Raw genomic sequence first — 26,050 nt, forward strand, 5'->3', positions numbered from 1 at the left:
CCACCTCCTTTTTCTTTAATAAAAAAATGGAAAATGAGTCTTTGGTTCATGATCTGTTCCCTCCAATTTTGAAAATGAAAAAAGAGATGCACAAAAAGTACATCTCACTCTAGACTACCAAATATTTTATTTTTTTCAATAAAATCCTTGATTTGATATTCTTTTCTTTTACTACTCACTTTGTTTTATAAAGCTCATCAAGCGGCTCCAAAATAATGCTGGTTATCCTCTGTAAAAGCATATTCATGCTTTCCTCTGCTTTCAACAATGCAGCAATCTTGCCGTTTTGCTGTACTAATTGAACGCATTTTTCTGCATGAATAATTTCTTCTTCAGTAATTTCTTTTCCGGTTACTTGTTTTTCATGCAGGTTTAATTGAGTGCTGCGAAAGTTGTGGAAAATGTTTTTCGCTGATTCATCGTGTTGGACATCATCATACAATTTTTTTAATTGAATATATTCCTTGCTTTGTTCTAATGCTTTTTTCAAATCGTACGCGGAATTATATAAAATATTAGACACTCCTAATCCCTCCTCGCTCCGCGAGCCCTTTTAGCTAATATAAAGGATGACAAGGCCGCCTGTCAAAAAAGTTTTAAAATTCCCTTACACCCTGAGGAATTTTTTTTTGGAAGTTCGGGAAGCTACGGTTTCATTTCATGAAGAGGAGAGTTATTAATTGTGCCGATTCTCCTTAGCTTTACGTCAACATCCACATGAACCGGTATATCTTTAAAATGAGCATGCCAATCTTTTTTAACTTTATGCCAAATCGACGGATGGCTGCGATGAAGGGCTTCTCCAAATCCAAAAATATCTACTTCATATTTTTTCTGGGAAGCTTGAATAGCTGTCAGAATATCTTTTTTAACCTTTTCCTCAGCTTTTTTCTGCAAAAGGTTTATCGTTTCTATTTTCTCCAAATCCATTCGTTCGCATTGAACTTCGGCTACCGACCCATCTATATGCAACTGAATGGTGCCTTTAAACTGATGACCGTCAACTTTTGTTTGAATCTTGCTGTTTGTTCGGATCGTTTCAATTGCCACCTTCTTCTCTTTGCATGGCACATTAATGACTGCTCTTTGCACTTTTCCTAATCCATAATGGAGACCATTGCTTTCCTTCTCCGTTAACCAGTCAACTAACTTATCTTTCCTCATGATAGCTACACTACCAAATTTGAGATACGCATCAGCTTTTGTTTTTTCAACATTTTCTATTTTTTCTCCAGCTTCAGGATTGCCTATTATTTCTACACCTATCACATGAGGTTCAATGCCTTTATAAACTAACTCGTTGACAAATTGATTGATTTCTATTGTTTCGATAGGCCCCCATGATTTTTCAGATAACTTTAATGAAGAACTTAATTTATGTGCGGGAATTGTCTCCAGCTGGCTAAGTACTTTTAAAATGTTTTCAGCTCTAGTGTTTTTAGCGATAGAGAGATAAAAATCTGTCCGAAATTCTTTCCCCCTTACTACATAATCAATAATTTCCCCCATTCCTTCTTTTGCTAAATCCTCTCCAATAATCAGCATGCGGAGATGACTTGAATAAACGGCTCTTGGCGAGAAAGTTGTCACTTTTCTCATCGCTTCAGACAATGTACGCGCTTTCGACTGGAATGTTCTAACAGGAGCTTTTGTTATTCCCCCTTGTTTTACAGTTGCTACCTGTCCCGGGTTGATCACTTGTATCGTTACAAGTAATTCATCATCTACTTTGTCTATTCCTAATGCTGAAACGATTGCGATGTCATTTAACTCCCTCCGATCCCAGCAGCCTGCCAGCAACATGATGGACGCCAATATGAATAAAAGACTTGTCAACCGCTTATTCATCTATTTCCCCTCACATGACGCTGACGTTTTTTCATTAGAGCTGTACCCAACAGGATGAGAGGAAAAAGAAACCCGATCGTTAAAGAGTACAAAGGCCAAATATTATGTACAAACTCAAAAAAGTGAACGATGTTCGGATGGAAGGCGATCGCATACACAATCAGCATCATAGAAATAGGAAGAGTAATCGAACGATAATCTTTTATTTTAAATAGTTGAGAGAGACCTAAAACAAAAGCATAAAAACTGATGGTTAGCTTATAAAAAATAGATAAAAACCAAATTCCCGCCATAATAACCTCTACGCGCTGAAAAAATTTTCCAATTTCAATTTTTCTTGCCAGGGCGTAGCTCGGATATATTTGTCTGGCTGTATTTTCGACACCTAAAACAAGAATGGAAAACATGACAACAAATGTAAGCAGGATTCCTCCAATTATAACGCCTACTAAAAATCCTTTTTTTGCTCCTTTTTGATGATTGACAAAGGGAGCAATCATTAAAAAAACGATTAATTCTAAATACGACAGACTAATAAAATGATAAAACCCAAATAAAATCGGTTTCATTCCTTCTCCCAATATCGGTTGCAGGTTTCCTATTTTGATTTGAGGCAAAATCGCGATGAAATAGATTGCTAAAAGGATGAATAGCCATAATGAAATGATTTCTGAAGAACGTCCAATCACTTCTAATCCTAAAAGGGTTGCCATAACAACGACTCCCATAAAAACAATATGGATAGCATCGATCGGTGTATCAGGCATCATTTGAGTAGTTGTAAAGTCGCCGATTTCCCTGAGCAATGCACCCGATAAAATAAAAGCATACATGAGAAATAATGCAACCGCGAATTTTCCAATCCATTTTCCGAGCAAAAGCTCGCATATTTCTACAAGAGTCATATTTGGAAAAATTGAATATATTTTAATGTACATAAGCACTAAAAGAATGGAGATGATGACCGTAAAAATGGTTGCTATCCAAGCATCCTGTTTCGCATCATTCACTAATGCAGTAGGAGCAACGAGAATTGAACTTCCAATCGTAAATAATAAAACTAACATTTTATATTGATTTGCTGTTATTTTCCCGTTGTCTAACATACCTTCACCAACCTCTTATTGAAATATTTTGTTCACTGCTTCGCTTAGCGGCTGGTAGATCCATGTGAGCAATTCAATCGGATTTGGAATAGGAAAATTAATGCATCTGGCAATACTTAATCCTGTTCCTAAAAAAAGAAAAATGATAAACACAATAAAATCCTTCCAGAGCTTATGTTTTAATAGCAGCAGAGCTTCGATTATAAAAATACATGCAGAAACGAAAAGAATGCCGATTATGTTCCACATTCATTTAATACCCCTTTAGGTAATCTATTTCTTCTTTCGTTGATTTTCGTTTTGAAAAAGTGATTTCTCTCTTTTCGTATTTTGCTGTGAACTAAAAACTCGTGGTCGAAAAATAAGCAGACGGCGGGGCAGACGAACGAAAACATCCTTCTGATCTGCCAGCGCAAACGGAGCCATTGGACTTAAATAAGGGACGCCAAATGAACGAAGACTGCTCAAATGAAGAACTAGCGCCACCAATCCAAGGATAATTCCGAACAAACCGAAAGATGCGGCAAGCCCCATAAAAACAAATCGTAACATCCGCACGGTGATCGCTAGGTCATACGAGCTGACCATAAAACTTGAGATAGCTGTAAATGCTACAACAATTACCATTGCGGCGGAAACAATTCCCGCGTCTACTGCTGCCGTCCCGACAACTAATGTTCCAACAATTGAAACGGCTTGTCCGATAGCTCTTGGCATTCGAAGTCCTGCTTCCCTTAAAATTTCAAGCATAATTTCCATTAGAAATGCTTCAATAAATGCGGGAAACGGAACGCCTTCCCTTTGGGCGGCAAGACTGATCAAAAGCTGTGTCGGCAGCATTTCCTGATGAAAAGTTGTAATAGCAACATAAAGAGACGGTGCAAGGAGCGCAGTGAAAAAACCGAAAAAACGGAGCAAACGAATTAATGAACTTATATCTGCGCGTTGATAATAATCTTCAGGGGATTGCAGAAATTGCACAAAAATTGACGGTACAGTTAAAACGAAAGGAGTGCCGTCCACTAAAATGGCTACGCGGCCTTCGAGAAGATGTCCTGCCACGATATCAGGACGTTCCGTATTATAAATAGTTGGAAATGGCGTGTATGAGTCATCTTGAATCAGCTCTTCGATATAACCGCTCTCTAATATTCCATCAATATCAATTTGTTCAATTCTGCTTCTGACCTCCTGCACCACTTCTTCTCTCACAATCCCTTTAATATACATAATGCTGACTTCCGTTTTTGTTACTTTTCCGACTTTTTTTGATTCAATCCATAAACGATGGTCTTTTATCTTTCTGCGAATAAGGGAAGTATTGACACGCAAATTTTCCGTAAATCCTTCCCGAGGACCGCGAATAGTTGTTTCAGTTGTTGTCTCTTGGACTCCCCTCTCCTTTCCGCCTTTCATTTCAACGGCAAAGCCTTGTTCGTATCCATCGAATAATAAAACAACTTTTCCAGACAGAACAGCATTCGTGATAACGTTGAAATCATGCACATCTTCAATCGAACCGACGGTCAAGACCATTTCTTTTATATAATTGAGCAGCGTCAAACCTGCCAGATCTTTCAGATCCACTTCATTTCTTCTCAATTCAAACATTAACGATTCCATAACAAAATTATGATTCGCTTCACTGTTAATCAAACCGTCCGTATAAATAATCCCGACGCGGATTTCCCCTTGTCTTCCTATTCTTATTTCCCTTGTAACAATGTCGCTGCTGTTGCCAAATGCTTCTCTAATTTTTTTTAAGTTTTCATGCAAGCTGCGTTTGATCGTTTCTTTGCTTTGCGGTTGCTCGCTGCTATCTTGCTTTTCCTTGTCTGCTAATAGCTGTTCAAATGACTTTTTATCGATCGATTTCTTAAAAAATTTTAAAAAGCTCATGCCGAATCCCCCTAACGTTTTTGAACCTTTTACTTGTAAAGTGCCCAATTGTTCTTTTAATATGTAAAAAATCCCATGAAGCAGGCGGTTTGCCTGTTTTCATGGGATTAAATAAACAGAATGATAATCGATTGTACGAACCCGATTATACCACCAAGGAGAGCGCCTAAGTAGGTAATCATTTTAAATTCCCTTTTGGAAATAGTCAGTACAACTTCTTCGAGACGTTCAACCGAGAAGGATTCTACCTGTGCCGTCACAATTTCATCGATATCGAAAGCTTTCATAATCTGTTCCACACTGTTTTGCAAATAAAGAACAGAGCTGGAAATGACGGCTGGCAGCATTTTTTCCGTAATTGCTTGTTTATACGGCTGGATAAGCTCTGAAATTGGTTTATCCAATGTTTCGTAGATACGTATTTTTTCCGAAATAAGTTTTGCAATGGACAAGCTTGTCTTTTCTTTGTCCATCCTGCTTGTAAACTCAGAAACCGGCATATCAAGCAATCGGCTCCATTCTTTAAAAAGAATGGAAGAAATCAGATCAATCGTCCCTTGATGACGAAAAAACTTTGCTGCTTCTAATTGAATTTTATCTGCGATATTCAAGTTTCCTAAAAACATTTGAATCATGCCGCCAAACGTTCCTTTTTGTTGAAGAAAGTCATCGATCATTCTTTGCAGCGCTTGTTTCCCTTCATCACTTTCAACATATTGAACGCCTTTCATTGCAATCCATTCTGCAAGACTAGGAATTTGCAATTCGATGTTCTTCTTCCATTCTTGCGGCAAAAAATGACTGACTTTTTGATCTGTATTGAAAAAATGAAGTATGCTTTTTTCAATCGCTCGTTCAAGTCGGGTGGCAATCATTTCCTTGCTGTTGGATACTCCATACTCTTCCAGTAATTCCGTTAAAGTTTTTTGTTTGGCAAGCCAAGCATCTATCGATTGAAGCAGGAATGATTGTATTTTCTGCTGGAAGGAGACCTCCTCCATTTTCTTTTTGATTCCTTCTGGTGTAACTAAATGCTCGATCACCATTTTTCCTAGCTGCCTAGCCAGCTCATCCCGGCGTTTCGGAATAAGGCCTGGCGTAAAGGGAAGCTTTTTTCCAAACAAATAGATTGGTCTATATGGGCGAAAAAGCATTTTAATGGCAATGTAATTCGTAACACCGCCAATAAATGCACTAATTACGACCATCATAGCTGATGTTAATATAAATTCCATTTGCATCTTCCTCACTGTTTATTCACAAGATCAACTGCCAGACATACGATATCATAGCATGATTTACCTAAGTTAATATTATAAATCGGTTAACATTTGTAAGCAAACGGGGTAATTCAAATGGCAGAAACAAAAATTTTAATGATTCCACTCGAAGAAAAAAACGGTTTCTATATGGAAATAAGCGATTCTTTGCAAAAAGCTTTGACCCTTCCACTGATCCAAACGTTTTCCTTACATTGCGGCCAAGAAACAGTTAAAACAAAAGCCTCCTTCATCCGAAACGAAAAAATCGTTCTTTATGCCAGTGAAGAGATTTACAACGCTCTTCATCTTCCTATAAAATCTTTAACGCTTCGTCTTCAGTATGATAAATTCACCAACACCTTCAAACTCGGACCGGTCATTTGTGTATTGATTGATTCTATTCAGGACGATGAAAAAATCCAGTTTGGAAATATTGATGATTTTTGTAAAGAGATGGCGAATTACTGTGCGGAAATTGGCGCATTTTTTTGTATTTCAACATTAACTGATCTGCAGCAAAATCAGAAGAAAGGGTTTCATTTATCTCATCAAAATTGGAAAAAGGAAACCATTCCTTGTCCTGACGTGATTTATAATCGGATTCGATCAAGAAAATTAGAGTATTCTCAAAAATATTTGAAGTTTTTGCAATTTGCAGCTGCAAACGATATACCGGTGTTTAACCACCGCTACTTAAACAAATGGGAAATTCATAAAATTTTTGCGTCCAACCAGCATCTTCTTCCCTACCTTCCAAAAACGATGCTTTTAACAAAAAAATCAGATTTGCAAGTGTTTGTAAATGATTTTCAAGACGTATTTATTAAACCGATTAACGGCAGTCAAGGGAGAAGAATTATTCGCTTGAAAAATAAAAACGATCTTTTCGAAATATACTTTACCCATCCCGGTAAAAGCGAGCAGCCAATTATTTTTCATTCCTTTCAGGAAATGTATAAACATCTCTTTCCATATCTCAAAAGAGAACCGCATATTATTCAGCAGACAATCGACACAATCAAATTGGATAATCGACCGCTTGATTTCAGGTTTCTATGCCATAAAATCAATCATCAGGGCTGGAAAATAACCTCTTCTGTCGCCCGCCTTTCCGCTAAAGATCAATTTGTTAGCAATTTAGCTAAAGGCGGTGAGCTGTATAAAATAAAAAAAATCTTATCTGACATTTTTGACAAAAGCACTTGTTTACATCTTTGCAGCATTCTTTCTGAAATAGCACTGGAAGCCGCCAAAACAGTTGAAATGAACGTGGAGGGAGAATACGGGGAATTTGGAATTGATATGGCTGTAAGTGAGGATCAGAAACCATGGATTTTAGAAGTCAATACAAAGCCATCCAAAAATATTGAATACTCTCTCAATCCTTCCATTCGTCCGTCTGCCAAAGCAATCATCCGTTATTGTTTCTTGATAAGCGGTTATGATGTTTCATAACGATTCATATAATAATTGGGTAAATATAGATAAACGGAGGCAGGCGGATATTTGTGGCAGAACCTCTTTTGTCTTTCGGATTTTTAGTCAATAAATATTTTCATGAAGCAGCCTATTTTAAAAATATTTCAAAAGCGGCAAAAAAATTGAATATGAAATGTATTATGTTTCGCCCGTTGGACGTACAATTCGCAAATGGTACGTTAACGGGATTTACATTCAATTTAACATCTAATAAATGGGAGCGAAGTACTTTTCAACTTCCACATTATATTTATGACCGCTGTTTTTATGGCAAAGATGCTGCTTCCATTCAAAACAAAAAAGCCGTTCAAAAATTAAAAATACAACAAAATGTTTCTTTTCTAGGCTACGGATTCCCAGATAAATGGAAACAATATAAAACATTAAAAACTGATCCATTCATTTATCAATATCTTCCTGAAACAGAATATTTCCAACATCCCGATCAAGTTTATACATTTTTGCAATCATATGAGGAATGTATCTTAAAACCAATTCACGGCAGTTCAGGAAAAGGAGTGCTTGTAATTAAAAAAGAAAAGGAAACGCTATTTCTATACTTTTTCATTGGAGCGAATCAAAGGATCGTCCGTTTGAAACATTTCAATCAATTAAAACCATTTCTTGCGAAGAGACAAGTTGACTCATACATTCTTCAACGATTGCTCCCTTTAAAGGACAAACAGCAGCGTCCATTTGACTTGCGCATTTTATTTCAAAAAAACGAGTTCGGTCAATGGATTATGCAAGGAAAAGGAATTCGAATCGGTCAAAAACATACGTATGTATCCAACTTGTCAAAAGGCGGTTCTGTCGTTTCCCTTGAACAATGGGAAAAAGATATTCCAAGGCAGCGATTGAACCATATTTATAACCAAATCGAACAGCTTGCTCACCATCTTCCGCAAAAAATTGAAAAAAATTTTGCTCCTTTATTTGAGCTTGGTGTGGACATCGGCATTGATTTGCAAAATGAAACGATATGGATTCTAGATATTAATTCTAAACCAGGGAGAAATGTCGTTTTAAAAACAGATCCTGCGAGAAAAACAGTTCTGTACGAAGCTCCTGTCCGCTATGCCCGCTACTTGCAACACTCTCTACAAACCGGGGTGGAAATAAATGATTTATCAAATTAAACAGGCAGACCACCTAAACCAAACCGTTTTGCTTCCTAGCTCTTTTTCCCATGTAACGATCGAATCGATCTCTTTCGGCAAACGGAAAATAGCGTGCCGTTCTATTCTCCATCACGAAGACAGCCAAAGCATTTATATTTCAAAAGATATTGCCGAATCTCTGCTTTTACCTAAAAATATTAGGATCAAAGCTTTAGTCCATAGTGAAACGCTATTTTTAGGCCCCGTTGTCGGCATTTTCACAGCAGGTTTTTATAAATCCCTTTTACGCCCATTAGGCGACAGATCGATATTTTTTTCAAAATTAGTGGTCAACGGCTGTTCAACAGGCGCTTTTTGTTTTGTATTTGGGATACATCAAATTCATTGGGATTTAGAGATGATTGAAGGCTATTCATTCAATGAATCCGGATGGGTAAAAATAACCGTTCCATTTCCAAATGTCATCTATGATCGTCTTCCAAATCGGAAGGTAGAAAACTCAGACTACTTTCAGTCTGCGAAAAAAAACTTATTTATGCGCTCAATTCCGCTTTTCAACTCAGGCTTTTTCAACAAATGGGATGTCCATCATATTTTATCCAAAGATGGGACAGTAAGGCATTACTTGCCGGAGACATATCATGCTCCGTCTATAAAAACAATTGAACAGCTGATTAACCGCTTTCAAACGATTTATTTAAAACCTGAAAACGGAAGCCTTGGCCTAGGAATATTTAAGCTGGTGAAAAATCGGAAAAATGGATCAATTCTTTGCTGCTATTATGATGAGAACGGAAAAGGCCAGTTGAAGCTGTTCTCTTCTATTGAAGGCTTTTTGCAGCGTTTTTTTGCACAGCGATCATTAGATCAATATATTGCTCAACAAGGCATTTCCCTTCTTCAATCGAGTGGAAATCCTGTCGATTTCCGCGTGCACACAAACAAGAACGAAAACGGAATCTGGCTTGTCAGTGCAATCGCTGCGAAATTGGCCGGAAAGGGAAATCCTACAACACACGTAAAAAACGGAGGAACAATAAAATCTTTGCATGAATTATCATTGCCGCTGAATAAAGAGGACATTTACCGTTCACTTTCCACCGCGGCTCTTTCTATTAGCAAGGCAATTGATCGCAAAATGGACGGTGAAATCGGAGAAATCGGTTTTGATTTCGGCATCGACAATAACGGGAACATATGGCTATTTGAAGCGAACTCGAAGCCTGGCCGCTCCATTTTTATGCATAAAGATTTGCAGCAAGAAGACCGGCTAACATTGCGCTTTCCATTCCAATATGCCGAATATTTAATGAAAAAAACAATTTCAACTGAGGAGATCTATGATGCCCCATGAAATGCTCGTCGGAATTTTAGCTGGTGATAACGATCGAAGCGGTTCTTTTTATGGAAACATTTCGTTATTTAAAGCTATACAAAGACATTTGGCTGAGCAGAACAGTTCAAGCTTTGTTTTTACACCTTCTGGCATGAAAGAAAAATCGATCGTCGGCTATATATATGAACCGAACGAAAATCGCTGGTTGAAAAAAAAGTTTCTATATCCAGATGTTGTCTATAATCGCTATCCGTTTCGCGATACAGTTCAAAAAACAGATTTCGTTTTCCGCTCTTTAAACAAAAAAAACATCCCATATTTCAACAGACATTTTTTTAATAAATGGGATGTCATTACTTGTTTGCAAAAAAATAAGCACCTTCTTCCTGTCATACCTGAATCGCAATTAGTAACATCGAAACAAGATTTTTATACATTTTTTGAAAAATACCCCTCCGTTTATTTAAAGCCTGTTGGACAAAGCCAAGGGAAAGGAATCATTAAAATAACAGCCGAATCCAAACATAACTACATTATCAAAACGGTAAATTCTATAAAAAATGAATCTTCATTGGAAAATATTTGGAAAGAAATAAAACATTTCATTTTAAACGAGCCGTATATGATGCAGCAGGAGATCGTCTCCGATCAGATTAACAATCAGAAATACGACTTGCGCATTCTCGTTCATTACAGTCAAAACCAATATGTTATTTCGGGAATTGGCGTGCGCGCATCTAAAAACATTACAACACATGTAGTACATGGTGGCACTATCCTTCCCTTCTCCTTTGTCAAAAACCGTGTCGATACAAAAAAACTGGAAATTATTTGCCACGAAATTGGCAGCACACTCTCTCAATGTTTTCAATTCATTGGGGAATTTTCTATTGATGCTGGAATTGATACAAAAGGAAATATTTTTATTTATGAGGTTAATTCGAAACCGATGGTGTTCGATGAAAAAGACATATTCCAAAACGGAATTGTCCAACTAAGCAAATTGTTCCATCATTTAGCAAAAAATCGAATCGATTTCAAAAAAACTTGATAAAAACGGATGCACAAGCCACAAATTTTTGTAATCATCCATGATATCATACATTCTTTTTATAATTTTACCTTTTCCTGAGCAACCTAATGAATAATTCCAGTGAATAAGGAGGGTAATACGGTTATGGATAAGGATAAGGAAGTAAAAGATTCGCTATATGAAGGTCGTGATCAATCGTTTATGGACATTGACAGAATGATTAATGAAGGTCTTTCAGGAGGATCTGTTCACTACCGTTACAATGCGACCAATATTGAAGAAGCAAGGGACCTCGAGGAAGAAGAACCGCCTTTTGACATAGAGAAAAATAACGGAAAGTAAGCCTGATGTTTGAAAAACACATCAGGCTTTTTAAATTTTAGCTGTAAAAGAATTCAGAGCTTAAAGCTTAAAAGGCCCCTTTCTTTATGTTTCCTGAATGATTGCATGCTCTTCTTCATGGCATTGGCTGCAATATAAAAGATGTATGCATTGATGATTTTTTAGTGAATCTCTTTTTCCATCTAAAAGCTTCATCAAGTCCATTTCCATATAAGCACTGTAGTCATCTAAATAGTCAGTAATTTTCCCTGCATCTAATAAAATGCCTCCGCATTTGGAACAATACTTATGAAGTTGCTGAAATCCATTGCATAACGGACAGGCTCGCATGTGAAAACTCCTTTATTTGTTATTGATTTATGTATAATGTTCCCTTTCTAGTCTGATTTACAGAGTAACGACACAAAACAGAAATTACCATTTCTCATTTCGAATAGATTTTTACATCCTACTCATACTACTTAATGAACAGCATACATCCCGGTGGGTTAAGCCGAGTTTGGCAGTGAATCTTTTGATTCACGCTGGTGCAACTCCAGCTAACCCAGCCAAAAAAAAAATTCACAAGGAGTTGAAAATTATGGCTCAACAAAACCGCAGCAACAACTCTAACCAACTTTTAGTTCCTGGTGCACAACAAGCGCTTGAACAAATGAAATACGAAATCGCAACAGAATTCGGTGTAAATCTCGGACCAGACACAACTTCCCGTGCCAATGGATCTGTTGGTGGAGAAATCACAAAGCGTTTAGTTGCACTTGCTCAACAACAAATTGGCGGTTTCCAACAACAATAACTAAAAAATTTATATTCATGGCTATGGAGGCACTACCCGTGTCTCCTTTTATTTGAGAATAAGGAGGTTTTTCAAATGACAGTTGGCACAAAATTGATGGAAACTATTTCAAGCTGTGAAAGTGCGGTTGCGAACTTACATAGCTTCGCACTGGAAACAGAAGATCAACAAGCTAAGCAGTTATACCAAAACCTTGCAAAACAACAACAGGAAGTGCTTGACCATTTAAAAGCGAGGCTAAATTACATTCAAAACGAAGAGCCGCAATTTAAACAGCTATAAATCAGGAGGGGACCATTCACTCTCCTGATATTTCCCATTTTGTTCTTGAACCCTTCCAATTCAGCTTCCTTAATTCTAATCCTTCCAAGCTTCATTCCATTACAGGAAAATCGCACCTCTCTTCAACTTTCAAATCCACTCACGAAGTGTCGTGTTTCCCCCTTTCGTTCGAGCAGTTGTTATAAGCATTTAAAATCTGATCTTTCTAAAAACAATTGCAGTAATAAATCGTCTATAAAAACCTTAGATATCCGTTAGATCATCACACTGTGATAGACTGCCAAACAATCGAATTAATATTCAAAAAACAAAAAAATTATGGTAGATATTCCATCTTTTTGCTAAAATATCTAAATATTGGGGGGAAGGGAATAAAAACTGAAGATCATTTTGTTAAAGAAAGCGTCATCATGGAAGTCTTGACTGCACGCGCATTTTGTCGATTATAAAAAAATTCTTGATTCATGCCGCCAGCTGCAACATCATCTACAGGTTATTTGCTCGGAATGTGCTTTTCGGCGAATATGAGTTTTACACCATACTAAAATCTTCGCCTTTATAAAACATCATTCATTTTTGAATATAAAATTTAACAAATTAGAATAAAAATTAACTCAACTTTCGCAGCTCAATTTTGGTAAATAAGCCTTGATATAATTAGGCAAAACTACAATCCATTTACGTAATTGACTTTCGATGAATTTTTTAATCTTTTGATTTACATTTTGAAGTGCATCTTCAAGAATTTCAATGAGTAGTTGAAGTGCAAAGGCCCAATCTAGTTCATCGATTTCATCACAAAGTTCATAAAAAATGCCGCCTAATGTTCGATAATCTGTACTTACTCGGTTTTGCCAAGACAAAACAATGTACCTTGTAAACACAATAGTGGTATGGCTGATCATGGAATCATAAGATCTTCCTTGGAACTCTTTTTGGAGTTTCAATAAGGATTTGACTGTTTTGAAGAATACTTCAATATCCCAACGTATCCCATAAATACGAATGATTTCTTGATCCGATAAAGTACAGTCTGTACTCAAAATAGCTAGCCACTGTCTCTTTTTATTACGATTACGGACAAATACCACTTTAACAGGTACGCCATTTGCCATCGTTGTGTGAATAGAGCGCAAAATACCCTTTTGATGTTGTGATGGTTTAGCTGTTTGGTATAGTTTTTTTAGGCTCACCCATTCACCGTTCACTTGATATCTTTGTTTTGTATCCTTCACCATTCCAATAACATCCAACCCTTGATCCACAATGGACTTGATCAAAGGCTGTTGGGTAAACCATGTATCCATTAAAACGTATGAGGCATCGATTCCTTGAGAAAGTGCCCGTTTAATCATATTGGGAATAACTTCCGGCGCTTTTTGTAAAGCTTCGACACGCCGCTTATAACCGGATGTACGCTTATCGATTCGGTTATCAATCCCATTGATTTGGGAATTCGTAGAGCTTAATAAAGCAAAATCAATAGGCAAAAATGTAGCACCATCTGACCAGCCGAGTGTAAGCATACGAAATCCTTTGTAATAACGCATTTTTTGAGAAGAATGATCGAAACAGCGAGCAAGCAGTTCAACCTTTTTACTGCGATTTCGTTCATAAGATGAGTCGTCCACGATCAGCACTTTCGGACGGTCGTGTCTCGTTAAACTACTTACCTTCATAATGGTGAAAGTACTCAAAACAAGTAAAAACCTGCGCCAATTGTATTGAGGGTTATTTAAGAAGCGATAAATAGCGTTTTTTTCCGGCAAATCTTTAGCTTTTTTACTTTGAAGAAGTCGAAACAAATTTTTGCCTTCAAAAACTAAACTAAAAACTAGCTGGAATAAATAGGCGCAGGAATAACCGAAACCCTTGTTAATTCCCACTTTCCTTAAATATTTTAAGATTTCAAGTTCATCAAATATAGCTTTTACTTCTTTTGGTAGTTGATTGTTCAGTCTGTTATTCGTTATCATAATAAGAGACACCTCACCTGCTTTTGGTAATGTTTTTTCTGGACAATTAAACTATACCAAAAGTTGAGGTGTTTTTTTTGCAAATTTTTATGTCAAGAAGTATTCGAAACAACCAACAAACCCATTAACCGTAAGGCTTAGAAATCCAATTTACTGTGAGAAAGTTGAGAAATTAAAAAATAATCGAAAAAATTATTATTTAGCTGCCGATATATACAGTGGACACTAATAATGAATTTTGAAGGGGAAATCAACCAATGTTTAAAAAAAGAAAACAAGTTCCATCACTTTTTGAAAAACAAGTAGATCTTCAACAAGTAAAACTTGAAGTGACTGATGAAAAATATCAAAGACAATTAGCGATGGTTGGCCTAACAAAGGATGATCTTATTTGTACTCTTATATTAAAAGATGCGATTGAAGAAAACATAAAGTTTATTATCGATGCATTTTATGATGCTCTCCATCAAGAACAATTTTTGATTGACTTAATTAATAAATACAGCTCGATCGAAAAACAGAAGGAAAGATTGAAAAAACATGTGCTGCTTATGTTTAGCGGATCCTTAACAGATGAAGATATAACAAGAATGAAGCGGATTGCTGTAGCCCACGTCCGCATTGGATTAGATACGATCTGGTACATGAGTTCATTCCAGCAATTACAGAAATCAATTTTTTCCGTTGTTGCGAAAGCGTGTCCATCGAAGGAAGATTATCATAAAGCGGTGGTCACCATTGCAAAAATGTTAAACTTTGAACAGCAAATTGTGTTGGAAGCATATAATGAAGAGTATTTAAAAAGACGGCAAAAAATCGAAAAGGAAAAACAGGAGCTTCATGAAAACATCGCCCAAACCTCCATTCGTCTTGCTGATCTTATTGAATCAGCCAATTCAGCTATACAAAAAATTAACGAACGATCCAAACAATTTGCCTTAATTGCAGTTGATCGTTTTGAAACAGCGGCATCAACCGAAGCAGAAGTCAGTTCAAGGAGAGAAGACTTGAATTTTCACTCCGGTTTAATGGTCAATATAAAAGAACGGACAGATGATATTGCTTTAAAAATAAAGTCGCTTGAACAAACTTCTGAAAAAATTAATCATGTCGTCTCGATTGTTACTTCTATTGCTGAACAAACTAACTTGCTGGCTCTAAATGCCGCAATTGAATCAGCGCGTGCAGGGGAATACGGGAAAGGATTCGCTGTTGTTGCTAGTGAAGTGAGAAAGCTGGCGGAAGAAACAAAAAATTCCGTGCTTGGCGTTTCCAATTTAATTGAGGAAATCAGAGCGAAAATTAACGATATCGCTTCATCTATTGTGGAAGTAACAGAGCTTACAGGCAATGGTTCGCAAAGAATGAAAGAGATGAACCAATTCTTCGACAATATTTTGTATGCCTTCGACAAAAATAAAGAACAAACTGAAAAGACGAAAAATGAACTCGAAAACTTTGCTGAAATCATTGATGATATAACAAATTTCATTGCGCAAATCAATGAGACTTCAGAACATTTAAAAAAGCTGGCCAATCATATATAAATTCTTTTTCAGACGCTTGAGCCCCATCATTCCGAACTTAGGAGAGATGGGGTTTTTATTGGTACTGAACCATAAAATAGATAGATGAAAAGGAGGGCGGCCGGGAGATGTTTGTTTCATAAATCACCATACCGCCTGTACCGTCGGCAAATCCGCTTGTTGCAAATGTTTTTCCTTCTTTTTCTGGATGAATCACAAAAAGCTGAACAAGTACTTTGGTTCTGTACAAATTTAATAGTACGAGGATCTATAAAAATTGTTTGCGCAGTTCTAACATCGTTATCGTTTTGCTTGGAGATTAAAAAAATAAGGATATATGCTCGTATATTGAACATATATCCTCATATTCTTCCAAATGTTATGTGGTGTTTTTCTATACCCCAAGATATTTATGTTGTATTTCATTATTTTTCATTAATTCATCTGGGCTGCCCTGCCATACAATAGTACCTTTGTTCATAATTAAAATTTCATCTGCTACTTTGCATGCGAGTGATATATTTTGCTCAACCATTAAGATCGAAAGTCCTTCCTGCTTCAGTTTTACAACTATATCGCCGACCTGATCGATAATGACAGGGGCTAATCCTTCCGATGGTTCATCCATTAATAAAAAGCTGGGATTTGTCATCAAAGCTCTTCCGATTGCAAGCATCTGCTGTTGTCCGCCTGAAAGCTCAGTACCCATATTTTTTTCTCTTTCTTTTAAAACAGGAAATAATTCATATACCCTTTCCAAATCCCAATTATTATTTCGGTCTATTAAATTTTTACGGGCAGCCATTGTCAAGTTTTCACGAATGGTAAGAGAAGGGAAAATCCGCCTTCCTTGTGGAACGAATCCAATTCCAAGGCACGAAATTTGATGAGGCAACAGGTTATTCAGCTGCCGTTCCTTAAATTGAATTTTTCCCCTCCGCGGTTTAAGCAGCCCGGCAATCGTATGAATCGTTGTTGATTTACCTGCTCCATTTCTCCCAAGAAGAGCAACACATTTCTTGCTTGGAACTGAAAATGAAACGCCTTGAAGAATATGACTCGTTCCGTAGTAAGAATGGACATTTTGAAGCTCAAGCATGAGCTTTTGCACCTCCCCCAAAGTAAATTTTCCTTACTTCTTCATTGTTTCGAACTTCTTCGGGAGTGCCGCTTAATATCACTTCTCCGTGATGAAGAACAGTAATTCTGTCAGCAATGGAAAATACAACATCCATATCATGTTCAATAATTAGTATAGATACTGTCCGAGGAAGCTTTTGAATCATTTCAGCTGTCTGTGCAGTTTCTGCTGGAGACATTCCTGATGTCGGTTCATCCAAAAGCAAGATCTTCGGTTTAGACGCCATCGCTAGCAGAATCTCAAGAAGCCGCTGCTCTCCATAGGAAAGATTGTTCACCTTGACATTTCTGCGTGTAGAAATCTCCCATTGTGCAAGGATTTCATCTGTTTCTTTTTTGAGGTCGATATGCTTTGTCAACGCATGAAACATTTGGTAGCGATATCGTTTCGTTGCTGTTAAAGCAAGATGAAGATTTTCTTCGACTGTCAAATTTCCGAACAAGTTGTTTTTTTGAAACGTTCGCGACATTCCTAAATGAACCAATTTACTGGAAGGCATATTGCTTATTTCTTGCCCTTCCAAAAATATTTTTCCTGAGTCAATTAGCAGGACATTTGTAATACAATTAAAAAGAGTTGTTTTCCCCGCACCGTTAGGGCCGATGATAACATGGCGTTCTCCTGGCTGAACTTCCAATGATACGTTTTGAAGAACTTGTAATGTTTTGAATGATTTGTTTATATTTTCTACTTTTAATATACTCAATTGACTACCTCCTCTTTTTCAACATGCTGCGGAGCGTAATCATCGCTATTTTTTCGTTTTTTATAAAAAATCTTAGATTTCAATAAAGCAAACCAATGGATAATTCCACCTTTGCCAACCAGCACAAGAATCACTAACAGGGCTCCCATTATAATTGGCCACCGTTCTGTGTACGTGCTGATAAAGTTCTGTAAAAAAATGAATAGACCAGCTCCGATTGCCGGACCAATCAGTGTACCAACTCCTCCAATTATTACCATCATCATAACTTGACCCGAAAACATCCAACTCGATACATCTGGGCTTACAAAAAGGTTGTAAAATCCGTATAAAGATCCTGCAAATCCTGCTAGGGCTCCGGAAAATGTATATGTTAAAAGCTTATAAATGCGTACATCGTACCCCAATGCACTCATTCGTGCTTCGTTTTCCATTATTCCTTTGACAACTTTACCGACTGGAGATTCAACAAAAAATCTAAGCAGTAAATAAACAATAATAAAAGCTGCTGCCATTACGGAATAAATCCCTATAGGACTGACAATTTCGCCAAAACCGAGATTCAAAGGAGCGGAAACTTTCATGCCGTCTGCTCCGCCAGTCCATTGCTTTAATTGCCAAGCCAGAGCAAACAGCAATTGTCCGAAAGCAAGAGTAATCATTAAAAAGTAAAATTTCGAAGTGCGTATAAATATCGCGCCAGTAACTAATGCAAGAAGACCAGATATGCAGATAGAAAAAAATAGTAACAAGTAGGAATTTGGAATATGCGGTCCGAGAAGTGCCACGGTATAGGCTCCAATTCCGAAAAATCCTGCATGACCTAGTGAAACCATTCCTGCATACCCCATTATTAAACCAAGACTCATGGCAAAAATAGCCATAATGAAGATTTCGGAAACAAGATCGATCCCATACACACTTAAAACGAAGGGCAGAACGAAAGCAATAAGCAGAAATACAATGAAAATTAGAATATTCTTTTTCAACTATGCCACCTCCCTTCCAAATAGCCCTTGAGGACGGATAATTAATACTACAACCATGAGAAGAAATACGATTAGCATTGATAATGAAGGAAACCAAATCTTGCCGAAGGTCTCAATCAATCCGATGAGAATTGCACCAATGAAAGAGCCTTTCCACGAACCTAAGCCGCCGATCACTACAACAATTAATGATGTAACGAGAATGTCTGATTCCATACCTGTATACATCCCGATTAACGGTCCTCCTAATACTCCGCTCAACGCAGCTAATCCTGCACCGAAAGCAAAAACTCCAGTAAATACAGCCCCAACGTTTATTCCAAGAGCTGAAACCATTGCCCTGTCATCCACACCTGCACGAATAATCGCACCGATTCTAGTTTTGCTCTCAAAATACCAAAGAAGCAGCGCTAGCAGACAGCCAATTAAAACAACAAACAACCGATAAAAAGGGAAAACCATCGGTCCAATGGAGATCGACGAATCGAGCAAAGCAGGGACAGCCATCGTTTGAGGCTCTGTACCCCAAATCCACTTTGCGGTATCCGCAATAACGAAGGCTAAACCAAATGTGAGCAGCACCTGCTCAAGCTCTTTCCCATAAATTTGCCGAATAAATAATTTTTCAATAATAATCCCGATCACAGCCGTAACAGCAACTGATAGCAATAAAGCAATCCAAAAACTGAATTGTTGATTCATAAAGGTAAAGGCCATATAGGATCCAAGTAAAAATAATGTACCGTGCGCCAAGTTAACAATATTCATAACTCCTAAAATAATCGTCAACCCTGCTGCTATCATAAAATACAGCATCCCATACGCTAATCCCGTTAATAGCTGTACAGAAAATATAGACAATGACAAAACGATCCCCCACTTTCTCAATTTATGAAACGACAAATTGGGACTGGAGAACTTTGCCCCAGATCCCAATCCTGTTACATGGACTAATTTGCAGGAGCTTTTTCAGGCATCGTTACTTTTTCGGCTGTCTCCAGTACTTCAGGGACAATTTGATTATCCTTTTTTGTGTTCTTTGCGATGTAGAAATTCTGTATTGGGTTGTTCGTTTTTGGATCAATCGTAATTGGTCCGCGTGGGCTGTCAAAGGAAATCCCTTTAAGGACTTTTATTAAATCCTCTGCATTTGTGCTTCCTGCTTCTTTAATCGCTATATCTATGACTTTTGCGGAGTCATAGCCTCCCACTGAAAAAGTGTTTGGCAGCTTTCCGTATTTTTCCTGATATGCCTCTACAAACTTTTTGTTTTCTTCATTTTCTAGCCAAGGCGAGTACAGGATGCCAGAAATGATTCCTTCTGCTGCTTCACCAGTAGGTTCGAGGATCAGTTGATCGCCAAATTCCATTGGACCTGACAGCGGAATTTTTCCCTTTAAGCCAAAATCATTGTATTGCTGAACAAACCGAATTCCATCGCTGCCTGCCATGAATGTAAAAACTAGTTCAGGCTTTACTTGGGCTACATCAGTAAGATACGTTGCGAAATCATTCGTTCCTAATTTAGGGTATATTTCTTTTACTACCTTACCGCCAGCAGCTTCAAAAGCTTCTTTAAAAGCGGAAACAACTTCCTTTCCTGCAGGGTAGTCGGGTGCAATCGCTACCGCTGTTTTTCCAACATTTTTTGCTAAATATTCTCCAGCACTGCTGCCATTTTGCCAGTTGGAAAATGACAGGCGGTAAATGTAATCGCTTTTTTTGCTCCAGGAAAGATCGTTTCCGGCAGCATTGGCATCAATTAATATAATTTTGTCTTTCTCCACCTCGTCTCTCAATGCGTAAGCGACTGCTGAAGAAATTGGTCCAACAAGTATATCTACTTTTTCATTCTTGACTAATTGGCGATATTTCCTTAAAGCAACTTGCGGGTTTGCTTCATCATCTTCAAATTTTATTTCCACCTTTTTTCCGCCCAACTTGTTATCATTTTCTTCAAGATAAAGGTTAAATCCGTTTTTAATGCTTTCCGCAAGCGGAGCGAATGTTCCAGTTGAAGAAAGGATGACGCCAATTTTGATTGTATCTTTTTCACCGCTGGAATTAGACTTGCTATTGCTTACAGCCGATCCTGAACAACCTGATAAAATCAACATTATAGTAATAAAAAGAACACTCCAAAATTTACCTTTTCCCACCATTTTATACCCCCCTAAAAGCATTAGTTAAACGCTTTCATTTTTTGAATTGCAAGGTTAAAAAGCTTTTCACTCCCTTCTTTATATTTTTTAATATTCCAAATTTTTTTATTATTGTTTTTTATATTATTGCCTGCAGATTGGCTTCACAACATCGTTGTTTCAGAATGTGCAACGAATGAATAATTTTTAAATTTATAAAGTTGTCCACAGCGGTTTCCAATCATTGTGAATTTATCCAGCTTGATCTGTTAATTCCCAGCATGGCTGCAATTAAGCAGCTTACTTAATTTTCTTCGTATGTAAACTCTTGTTTAATAACAACAATATGCTATCCATTCGTTCACCAAGTTTTGCTAGGTTGTGCTTTTAAAAGCAACAAACACGAAACGATTTGGACGCAGCGGACTTATTTATATTTTTATGATTAAAAACAGTAATTTACTGTAGATGAGCAAATTCACTAACATAAATTTACATCCGAACAAAAAAGGAGACATGAACCCGATTCCTTGATTAGAATAGATGTGTCACCAAACCATTCTCAAGGAGGTTCATGTCTCATGAATAGACTACCACATCACCAAGGAATCGACAAGTTTTTCGCAATGTTGGGGCTGGCCCTTTATTTCTCTAAGCCGGTCATGAAGCATCTCGTTCATATTATCGATGCGCTGACAACGAAAGGATTTGTGGGAACCTTGACCGATCTGCATCATGAGAGCTTTCATCCCAACCATCGAACGACACTGAGCCATTTTTTCACGAAAAGCCCTTGGGATGAAGAAATCTTGCTTCGCAAACTCCAGCAGTGGATGCTTCGTCATGTGGAACGAACGGCCAAGCGAAAGAATCACCCCATTTTTGTTTCGATCGATGATACGATCTGCCGAAAAACGAAGCCTTCGTCACAGGCGAAACACGCTATTGAAGGGTGTAATTGGCATTATTCTCACGCGGACAAAAAGTCGATTTGGGGACACTCTCTCGTCTGGCTCATGGTTCATACGATGACGCAAGCCTTTCCCTTTGCGTTTCGCCTCTACGACAAGGCGGATGGGAAAAGCAAGGGTCAATGGGCCATCGAGATGCTTTCTTCTTTGGATGTGCACGGTTCTGTTTATGTGCTGATGGATTCTTGGTACCCATCGAAAACACTCGTGGAAGCCTGCCTGAAAAAAGGATTCCACGTCATTGCGATGCTCAAGACGAATCGGGTTCTTTATCCAAAAGGCATCGCCATCCAAGCCAAACAGTTTGCCCGCTATATCGAACCGAACGACACCCATCTCGTCACGGTGGGAGAAGAGCGTTATCGCGTGTATCGCTACGAGGGAGCGCTGAAAGGTCTCGATGATGCCGTTGTGTTGTTGGCTTGGAAAGCCGATCAGCCGATGACACCTGAACATCTTCACTGCGTCTTGAGCACCGACCGGGAGCTAAGCGATGAAGAGATCTTGCGCTACTATGCCCAGCGTTGGTCGATCGAATGCTTTTTTCGACAAGCGAAAGACCAGCTGAAGCTCGATGGGTACCGCGTTCGTCAACGTCGGGCGGTGAAACGGTATTGGATCTTGGTGCAACTCGCTTATGTGTACAGTATGGTCGAATCCAACAGCGATTTCTCTACCGGGCTTGACTTCCTTCGAAAGAAGAAAGGACATAGCCTCGTGGAGTTTATTTACGATGCAGCGAAACAAGATATTCCCATTGATGTCGTTAAAAAACAGCTTCATGTGGCATAAGGGGTACTCCGTTTGTCTCTTTTTACATGGTAATTATTGTAATGAAAATTGCTCAACTACAGTAATTTAAACTCTGCTTTATGTATATTTCTCTTCTCAACACAAATAATATTTTCTGTAAAAAAATCAAAGGAGGAACAATCATATGGCTCTCATTCCTTACGATCCTTTTTCTGAGATCAACCAATTTAGACGAAACATGAATCGCGTTTTTTCTGAAAGCTTCCCGCATTTTTTTGAAAACTTTGAGACTATGAATACCCCCCGGCTTGATATTCATGAAACTGCTAATGAAGTAATTGTTACGTGTGATTTGCCCGGCCTTGAAAAAAAGGAAGACGTTGACATTCATCTTGATCGCAACGTTCTTACGATCAGCGGCACAATTCAAAGAAGCAAAGAAGTAAAGGAAGAAGAAATGCATAGACGCGAACGGTTTGTAGGGCGGTTTCACCGCGCTGTTGCATTGCCGGCAAATGTAAAAGAAGAAGAAGTGAGCGCGACATATAAAAATGGCGTTTTGGAAATCCGTATTCCAAAACAAACCGAAAACAACAAAAAGAAAATTGATATTCAGTTTCATTAATTGTTTCGTGAGGTTGCAAAATTTCAATCAGCCTCACTTTTTTATTGCAATTTTCGCCAAGTACGATTATGATGAATATATAACATCAAAAATCTATATATTGTGTAATCAAAAACAATTAAATACTATATATTGAAAACCTAACGACAAAGGTGCTGTTTTCAGCTTAAAAGGGAATCCGGTGAGAATCCGGAACTGTCCCCGCAACTGTGAGTGCTACGAAATGAATAATCCACTGTACGTTTCGTATGGGAAGGATTCAAAGTAGGATGAAGCACGAGTCAGGAGACCTGCCTTTGTCCGAACGTTTCTAATTCTTCGGGGGTTGGGAAGATGAAACGATGGTTTGAATGGAGTAGTTTCGCCTTGTAAACTGCCTCCCTTTTAATCATCGTTTGATCCGCTCAGCTTCCTGAGCGGTTTTTTATTTTGATAAGGAGGATGTTTGATGAATATTACGAAAGCATTAAATCTATACGAGGTTTTTCAAAATCATTTTAACAGGAGCGATTGGGAGCTTTATCTAAGACAGCTTGAAAAAAAGTTTCCATCCCTTTCCTTTCATGAATACAGCGAGAGAGTGTCGACAACCCTACAATACCAGCAGATTGATGATCTTGAAAAATTTACAAACCTGCTGATTATTGAAGCTTTAGCAAACATTTCGGAAAGTGAGCCGGATTGGACTTTTTTAGCTGCACACGTATTTCTTGAAAAAATTTACTATGAAGCGAGCCAAAACAGAAATTACAACCAACCGGGCTACGGCGATTTTTATTTGTTAATCGAAACATTAACCGATCTTGGAATCTACAGCCCTCTTTTGCTAGAGCATTATTCAAAAGAGGAAATTATGGAGCTGGGAAATGCCATTGATCCTGAGAAGGACAAGCTGTTTACATACATCGGATTAAGGACCCTTTACGACCGGTATTTAGCTAAAGATTTTCATAAACGAACATTTGAGCTTCCACAGGAACGTTTTATGATCATCGCTATGACGTTAATGATCAACGAGCATCCGTCCAAACGTTTGCATCTTGTAAAGGAAGCGTATTGGGCATTGAGCCATTTATATATGACGGTTGCAACACCTACATTGGCTAATGCAGGAAAATCAGTCGGTCAGCTTTCAAGCTGCTTTATTGATACGGTAGACGACAGCCTTCAAGGCATTTATGATTCGAACACTGATATTGCCAATGTTTCTAAAAGCGGCGGAGGCATTGGAGTTTATTTAGGGAAAATCAGAAGCCGCGGAAGCGATATCCGGGGGTTCAAAGGAGTTTCATCAGGTGTCATTCCTTGGATGAAGCAATTAAATAATACGGCAGTGAGCGTCGACCAGCTCGGCCAAAGAAAAGGAGCAATTGCCGTTTATTTGGATGTTTGGCATAAAGATATTTTCGCCTTCCTAGATGCAAAATTAAATAACGGAGACGAACGGCTGCGCACCCATGATTTATTTACAGGTGTATGCATTCCTGACCTATTTATGGAGCAAGTTGAAAAGCGCGGGGACTGGTATTTGTTCGATCCCCACGAAGTTCGCAAAGTCATGGGATTCAGTCTGGAAGATTATTATGATGAAGAAAAAGGTAACGGCAGCTTTCGGGAAAAATATTTTGAGTGCGTGAATCATCCTTCCTTATCTAAAGAAAAAGTGCCTGCGATTGAAATAATGAAACGGATTATGATCAGCCAGCTTGAAACGGGAACGCCTTTTATGTTTTATCGGGATGAAGTGAATCGAAAAAACGCAAACAAGCATGCCGGCATGATTTATTGCAGCAATTTATGCACAGAGATTGCGCAAAATCAAAGTGCTACTACTGTTGAAGAACAATATGTCGAAGATGGAAAAATTGTCATTGTGAAAAAGCCCGGCGATTTCGTCGTCTGCAACCTTTCTTCCATCAACTTGGCACGGGCTGTTCCAGACAACGTTCTGGAACGTTTAATCCCTATTCAAGTGCGGATGCTGGACAACGTTATCGATTTAAATAACATTCCGGTATTACAGGCAAAGCTTACAAATGAAAAATACCGTGCAATCGGTCTTGGAACGTTTGGCATGCATCATTTATTTGCACTAAAGGAAATTACATGGGAAAGCGACGAGGCAGTCCAATTTGTCGACCAACTATATGAAAAAATTGCGTATTTAACCATTCAGTCGAGTATGGAGCTCGCAAAAGAAAAAGGCGCATACCCTCTCTTTAAAGGCTCGGAGTGGGATACAGGGCGATATTTTGAAATCCGCGGTTATACGTCAAAAAAATGGCAGGAATTAAAGGAAAAAGTGCAGACTTTTGGGATTCGCAACAGCTATTTAATGGCGGTCGCACCGAACGCATCGACCTCCATTATAGCCGGAAGCACAGCAAGCATCGATCCAATTTTCCAAAAAGTTTATTCAGAGGAAAAGAAAGACTACAAAATTCCAGTTACCGTTCCCGACTTAAATGCGAAAACGACTTGGTATTATAAATCCGCTTATTTGATCGACCAAACATGGAGCATCAAACAAAATGCAGTGCGCCAGAAACATATTGACCAGTCCATTTCCTTCAACTTTTACGTCCTAAACACGATTAAAGCGAAAGAATTGCTGGAGCTTCATTTGACAGCTTGGAAATCCGGATTAAAAACAACGTATTATGTCCGTTCGACATCAAGCGACATTTATGAATGTGAATCATGTGCAAGTTAAGGAGG

The 26,050-nt window shown here is 38.1% G+C and carries 24 protein-coding genes and 1 riboswitch; of the genes, 11 read left to right on the forward strand and 13 right to left on the reverse strand.

Annotated features, from left to right (window positions below; genetic code table 11):
- Positions 1-175: 175 nt before the first annotated feature.
- From NSS70_RS16115 to NSS70_RS16140, 6 genes are all read right to left on the reverse strand, one after another.
- Positions 176-523, reverse strand: a complete 348-nt coding sequence (locus NSS70_RS16115) for a YlbF family regulator (RefSeq protein WP_094244619.1) — start codon at positions 521-523, stop codon at positions 176-178.
- Positions 524-645: 122 nt separating this feature from the next.
- Positions 646-1,848 (reverse strand): Ger(x)C family spore germination protein, encoded by a 1,203-nt coding sequence (locus tag NSS70_RS16120; RefSeq protein ID WP_340881955.1) that lies wholly within the window; start codon positions 1,846-1,848, stop codon positions 646-648.
- Positions 1,845-2,954, reverse strand: coding sequence for a GerAB/ArcD/ProY family transporter (locus NSS70_RS16125; protein ID WP_339193246.1), 1,110 nt, complete (start codon positions 2,952-2,954; stop codon positions 1,845-1,847). Before NSS70_RS16125 ends, NSS70_RS16120 begins: the two co-directional genes overlap by 4 nt.
- Positions 2,955-2,969: 15 nt before the next feature.
- On the reverse strand, positions 2,970-3,203 hold the full coding sequence (locus NSS70_RS16130) for a hypothetical protein (protein ID WP_066248956.1): 234 nt from the start codon (positions 3,201-3,203) through the stop codon (positions 2,970-2,972).
- Between the two features lie 24 nt (positions 3,204-3,227).
- Positions 3,228-4,853, reverse strand: a complete 1,626-nt coding sequence (locus NSS70_RS16135) for a spore germination protein (RefSeq protein ID WP_340881958.1) — start codon at positions 4,851-4,853, stop codon at positions 3,228-3,230.
- Between the two features lie 107 nt (positions 4,854-4,960).
- Complete coding sequence (locus NSS70_RS16140) at positions 4,961-6,088, reverse strand: DUF445 domain-containing protein (protein ID WP_340881960.1); 1,128 nt, start codon at positions 6,086-6,088, stop codon at positions 4,961-4,963.
- A gap of 120 nt (positions 6,089-6,208) precedes the next feature.
- Between NSS70_RS16140 and NSS70_RS16145 the strand changes: the two genes are divergently transcribed.
- The 5 genes from NSS70_RS16145 to NSS70_RS16165 all read left to right on the forward strand — a co-directional run bounded on the left by NSS70_RS16145 (position 6,209) and on the right by NSS70_RS16165 (position 11,426).
- Positions 6,209-7,570 carry a YheC/YheD family endospore coat-associated protein gene (locus NSS70_RS16145; protein ID WP_082829491.1) on the forward strand — a complete coding sequence of 454 codons (1,362 nt, stop codon included), beginning with the start codon at positions 6,209-6,211 and terminating at the stop codon, positions 7,568-7,570.
- A gap of 53 nt (positions 7,571-7,623) precedes the next feature.
- On the forward strand, positions 7,624-8,733 hold the full coding sequence (locus NSS70_RS16150) for a YheC/YheD family endospore coat-associated protein (protein ID WP_094244613.1): 1,110 nt from the start codon (positions 7,624-7,626) through the stop codon (positions 8,731-8,733).
- The gene (locus tag NSS70_RS16155) at positions 8,717-10,069 is read left to right on the forward strand and encodes a YheC/YheD family endospore coat-associated protein (RefSeq protein ID WP_339193250.1); all 1,353 of its coding nucleotides are present in this window, start codon (positions 8,717-8,719) and stop codon (positions 10,067-10,069) included. Before NSS70_RS16150 ends, NSS70_RS16155 begins: the two co-directional genes overlap by 17 nt.
- On the forward strand, positions 10,059-11,102 hold the full coding sequence (locus tag NSS70_RS16160) for a YheC/YheD family endospore coat-associated protein (protein WP_340881962.1): 1,044 nt from the start codon (positions 10,059-10,061) through the stop codon (positions 11,100-11,102). The genes NSS70_RS16155 and NSS70_RS16160 overlap by 11 nt, the downstream gene beginning before the upstream one ends.
- Positions 11,103-11,228: 126 nt before the next feature.
- Complete coding sequence (locus NSS70_RS16165; protein WP_063387287.1) at positions 11,229-11,426, forward strand: hypothetical protein; 198 nt, start codon at positions 11,229-11,231, stop codon at positions 11,424-11,426.
- Positions 11,427-11,510: 84 nt separating this feature from the next.
- Here the strand turns inward: NSS70_RS16165 and NSS70_RS16170 are convergent, their stop codons facing one another.
- Positions 11,511-11,756 carry a hypothetical protein gene (locus NSS70_RS16170; RefSeq protein WP_144597080.1) on the reverse strand — a complete coding sequence of 82 codons (246 nt, stop codon included), beginning with the start codon at positions 11,754-11,756 and terminating at the stop codon, positions 11,511-11,513.
- Between the two features lie 250 nt (positions 11,757-12,006).
- Between NSS70_RS16170 and NSS70_RS16175 the strand changes: the two genes are divergently transcribed.
- Positions 12,007-12,222 (forward strand): alpha/beta-type small acid-soluble spore protein, encoded by a 216-nt coding sequence (locus tag NSS70_RS16175; RefSeq protein WP_063387285.1) that lies wholly within the window; start codon positions 12,007-12,009, stop codon positions 12,220-12,222.
- A gap of 75 nt (positions 12,223-12,297) precedes the next feature.
- On the forward strand, positions 12,298-12,504 hold the full coding sequence (locus tag NSS70_RS16180; RefSeq protein WP_063387284.1) for a DUF1657 domain-containing protein: 207 nt from the start codon (positions 12,298-12,300) through the stop codon (positions 12,502-12,504).
- A 614-nt stretch (positions 12,505-13,118) separates the two neighbouring features.
- On the opposite strand, the gene NSS70_RS16185 is transcribed toward NSS70_RS16180, so the two are convergent.
- A complete protein-coding gene (locus tag NSS70_RS16185; protein ID WP_094245809.1) occupies positions 13,119-14,480 on the reverse strand; it encodes an IS4 family transposase in 1,362 nt (453 codons plus the stop codon).
- 257 nt (positions 14,481-14,737) lie between these two features.
- Between NSS70_RS16185 and NSS70_RS16190 the strand changes: the two genes are divergently transcribed.
- The gene (locus NSS70_RS16190; RefSeq protein WP_130158449.1) at positions 14,738-16,027 is read left to right on the forward strand and encodes a globin-coupled sensor protein; all 1,290 of its coding nucleotides are present in this window, start codon (positions 14,738-14,740) and stop codon (positions 16,025-16,027) included.
- A 373-nt stretch (positions 16,028-16,400) separates the two neighbouring features.
- Here NSS70_RS16190 and NSS70_RS16195 read toward each other — a convergent pair whose 3' ends face one another.
- From NSS70_RS16195 to NSS70_RS16215, 5 genes are all read right to left on the reverse strand, one after another.
- Positions 16,401-17,105, reverse strand: coding sequence for an ABC transporter ATP-binding protein (locus NSS70_RS16195; RefSeq protein ID WP_094244608.1), 705 nt, complete (start codon positions 17,103-17,105; stop codon positions 16,401-16,403).
- Complete coding sequence (locus tag NSS70_RS16200; protein WP_339193252.1) at positions 17,098-17,853, reverse strand: ABC transporter ATP-binding protein; 756 nt, start codon at positions 17,851-17,853, stop codon at positions 17,098-17,100. The genes NSS70_RS16195 and NSS70_RS16200 overlap by 8 nt, the downstream gene beginning before the upstream one ends.
- On the reverse strand, positions 17,850-18,842 hold the full coding sequence (locus NSS70_RS16205; protein ID WP_339193253.1) for a branched-chain amino acid ABC transporter permease: 993 nt from the start codon (positions 18,840-18,842) through the stop codon (positions 17,850-17,852). Before NSS70_RS16205 ends, NSS70_RS16200 begins: the two co-directional genes overlap by 4 nt.
- Positions 18,843-19,703: a branched-chain amino acid ABC transporter permease gene (locus tag NSS70_RS16210; RefSeq protein WP_063387478.1), complete on the reverse strand. Its 861-nt coding sequence runs from the start codon at positions 19,701-19,703 to the stop codon at positions 18,843-18,845.
- 89 nt (positions 19,704-19,792) lie between these two features.
- On the reverse strand, positions 19,793-21,004 hold the full coding sequence (locus NSS70_RS16215) for an ABC transporter substrate-binding protein (RefSeq protein WP_339193254.1): 1,212 nt from the start codon (positions 21,002-21,004) through the stop codon (positions 19,793-19,795).
- A 560-nt stretch (positions 21,005-21,564) separates the two neighbouring features.
- Here NSS70_RS16215 and NSS70_RS16220 point away from each other — a divergent pair.
- The 3 genes from NSS70_RS16220 (at position 21,565) to NSS70_RS16230 (ending at position 26,045) form a co-directional block, all read left to right on the forward strand.
- Positions 21,565-22,746 (forward strand): IS701 family transposase, encoded by a 1,182-nt coding sequence (locus NSS70_RS16220; RefSeq protein WP_063388773.1) that lies wholly within the window; start codon positions 21,565-21,567, stop codon positions 22,744-22,746.
- Positions 22,747-22,891: 145 nt separating this feature from the next.
- On the forward strand, positions 22,892-23,332 hold the full coding sequence (locus NSS70_RS16225; RefSeq protein WP_063387274.1) for an Hsp20/alpha crystallin family protein: 441 nt from the start codon (positions 22,892-22,894) through the stop codon (positions 23,330-23,332).
- A gap of 133 nt (positions 23,333-23,465) precedes the next feature.
- A riboswitch (cobalamin riboswitch) is annotated at positions 23,466-23,644 on the forward strand.
- Between the two features lie 136 nt (positions 23,645-23,780).
- Entirely contained in the window at positions 23,781-26,045 is a 2,265-nt protein-coding gene (locus tag NSS70_RS16230) for a ribonucleoside-diphosphate reductase subunit alpha (RefSeq protein WP_066250873.1), read from the forward strand.
- Positions 26,046-26,050 lie beyond the last annotated feature (5 nt).

The sequence above is a fragment of the Aeribacillus sp. FSL K6-2848 genome, assembly GCF_038004325.1.
In the GTDB taxonomy this organism is placed as follows: Bacteria; Bacillota; Bacilli; order Bacillales; family Aeribacillaceae; genus Aeribacillus; species Aeribacillus composti.

Excerpts from the sequence above, each read along its gene's own strand:
- NSS70_RS16120 (WP_340881955.1), bottom strand. The coding sequence starts at position 1,848 with ATGAATAAGCGGTTGACAAGTCTTTTATTCATATTGGCGTCCATCATG.
- NSS70_RS16125 (WP_339193246.1), bottom strand. The coding sequence starts at position 2,954 with ATGTTAGACAACGGGAAAATAACAGCAAATCAATATAAAATGTTAGTT.
- NSS70_RS16130 (WP_066248956.1), bottom strand. The coding sequence starts at position 3,203 with ATGTGGAACATAATCGGCATTCTTTTCGTTTCTGCATGTATTTTTATA.
- NSS70_RS16135 (WP_340881958.1), bottom strand. The coding sequence starts at position 4,853 with ATGAGCTTTTTAAAATTTTTTAAGAAATCGATCGATAAAAAGTCATTT.
- NSS70_RS16140 (WP_340881960.1), bottom strand. The coding sequence starts at position 6,088 with ATGGAATTTATATTAACATCAGCTATGATGGTCGTAATTAGTGCATTT.
- NSS70_RS16145 (WP_082829491.1), top strand. The coding sequence starts at position 6,209 with ATGGCAGAAACAAAAATTTTAATGATTCCACTCGAAGAAAAAAACGGT.
- NSS70_RS16155 (WP_339193250.1), top strand. The coding sequence starts at position 8,717 with ATGATTTATCAAATTAAACAGGCAGACCACCTAAACCAAACCGTTTTG.
- NSS70_RS16160 (WP_340881962.1), top strand. The coding sequence starts at position 10,059 with ATGCCCCATGAAATGCTCGTCGGAATTTTAGCTGGTGATAACGATCGA.
- NSS70_RS16165 (WP_063387287.1), top strand. The coding sequence starts at position 11,229 with ATGGATAAGGATAAGGAAGTAAAAGATTCGCTATATGAAGGTCGTGAT.
- NSS70_RS16170 (WP_144597080.1), bottom strand. The coding sequence starts at position 11,756 with ATGCGAGCCTGTCCGTTATGCAATGGATTTCAGCAACTTCATAAGTAT.
- NSS70_RS16175 (WP_063387285.1), top strand. The coding sequence starts at position 12,007 with ATGGCTCAACAAAACCGCAGCAACAACTCTAACCAACTTTTAGTTCCT.
- NSS70_RS16180 (WP_063387284.1), top strand. The coding sequence starts at position 12,298 with ATGACAGTTGGCACAAAATTGATGGAAACTATTTCAAGCTGTGAAAGT.
- NSS70_RS16185 (WP_094245809.1), bottom strand. The coding sequence starts at position 14,480 with ATGATAACGAATAACAGACTGAACAATCAACTACCAAAAGAAGTAAAA.
- NSS70_RS16190 (WP_130158449.1), top strand. The coding sequence starts at position 14,738 with ATGTTTAAAAAAAGAAAACAAGTTCCATCACTTTTTGAAAAACAAGTA.
- NSS70_RS16195 (WP_094244608.1), bottom strand. The coding sequence starts at position 17,105 with ATGCTTGAGCTTCAAAATGTCCATTCTTACTACGGAACGAGTCATATT.
- NSS70_RS16215 (WP_339193254.1), bottom strand. The coding sequence starts at position 21,004 with ATGGTGGGAAAAGGTAAATTTTGGAGTGTTCTTTTTATTACTATAATG.
- NSS70_RS16220 (WP_063388773.1), top strand. The coding sequence starts at position 21,565 with ATGAATAGACTACCACATCACCAAGGAATCGACAAGTTTTTCGCAATG.
- NSS70_RS16225 (WP_063387274.1), top strand. The coding sequence starts at position 22,892 with ATGGCTCTCATTCCTTACGATCCTTTTTCTGAGATCAACCAATTTAGA.
- NSS70_RS16230 (WP_066250873.1), top strand. The coding sequence starts at position 23,781 with ATGAATATTACGAAAGCATTAAATCTATACGAGGTTTTTCAAAATCAT.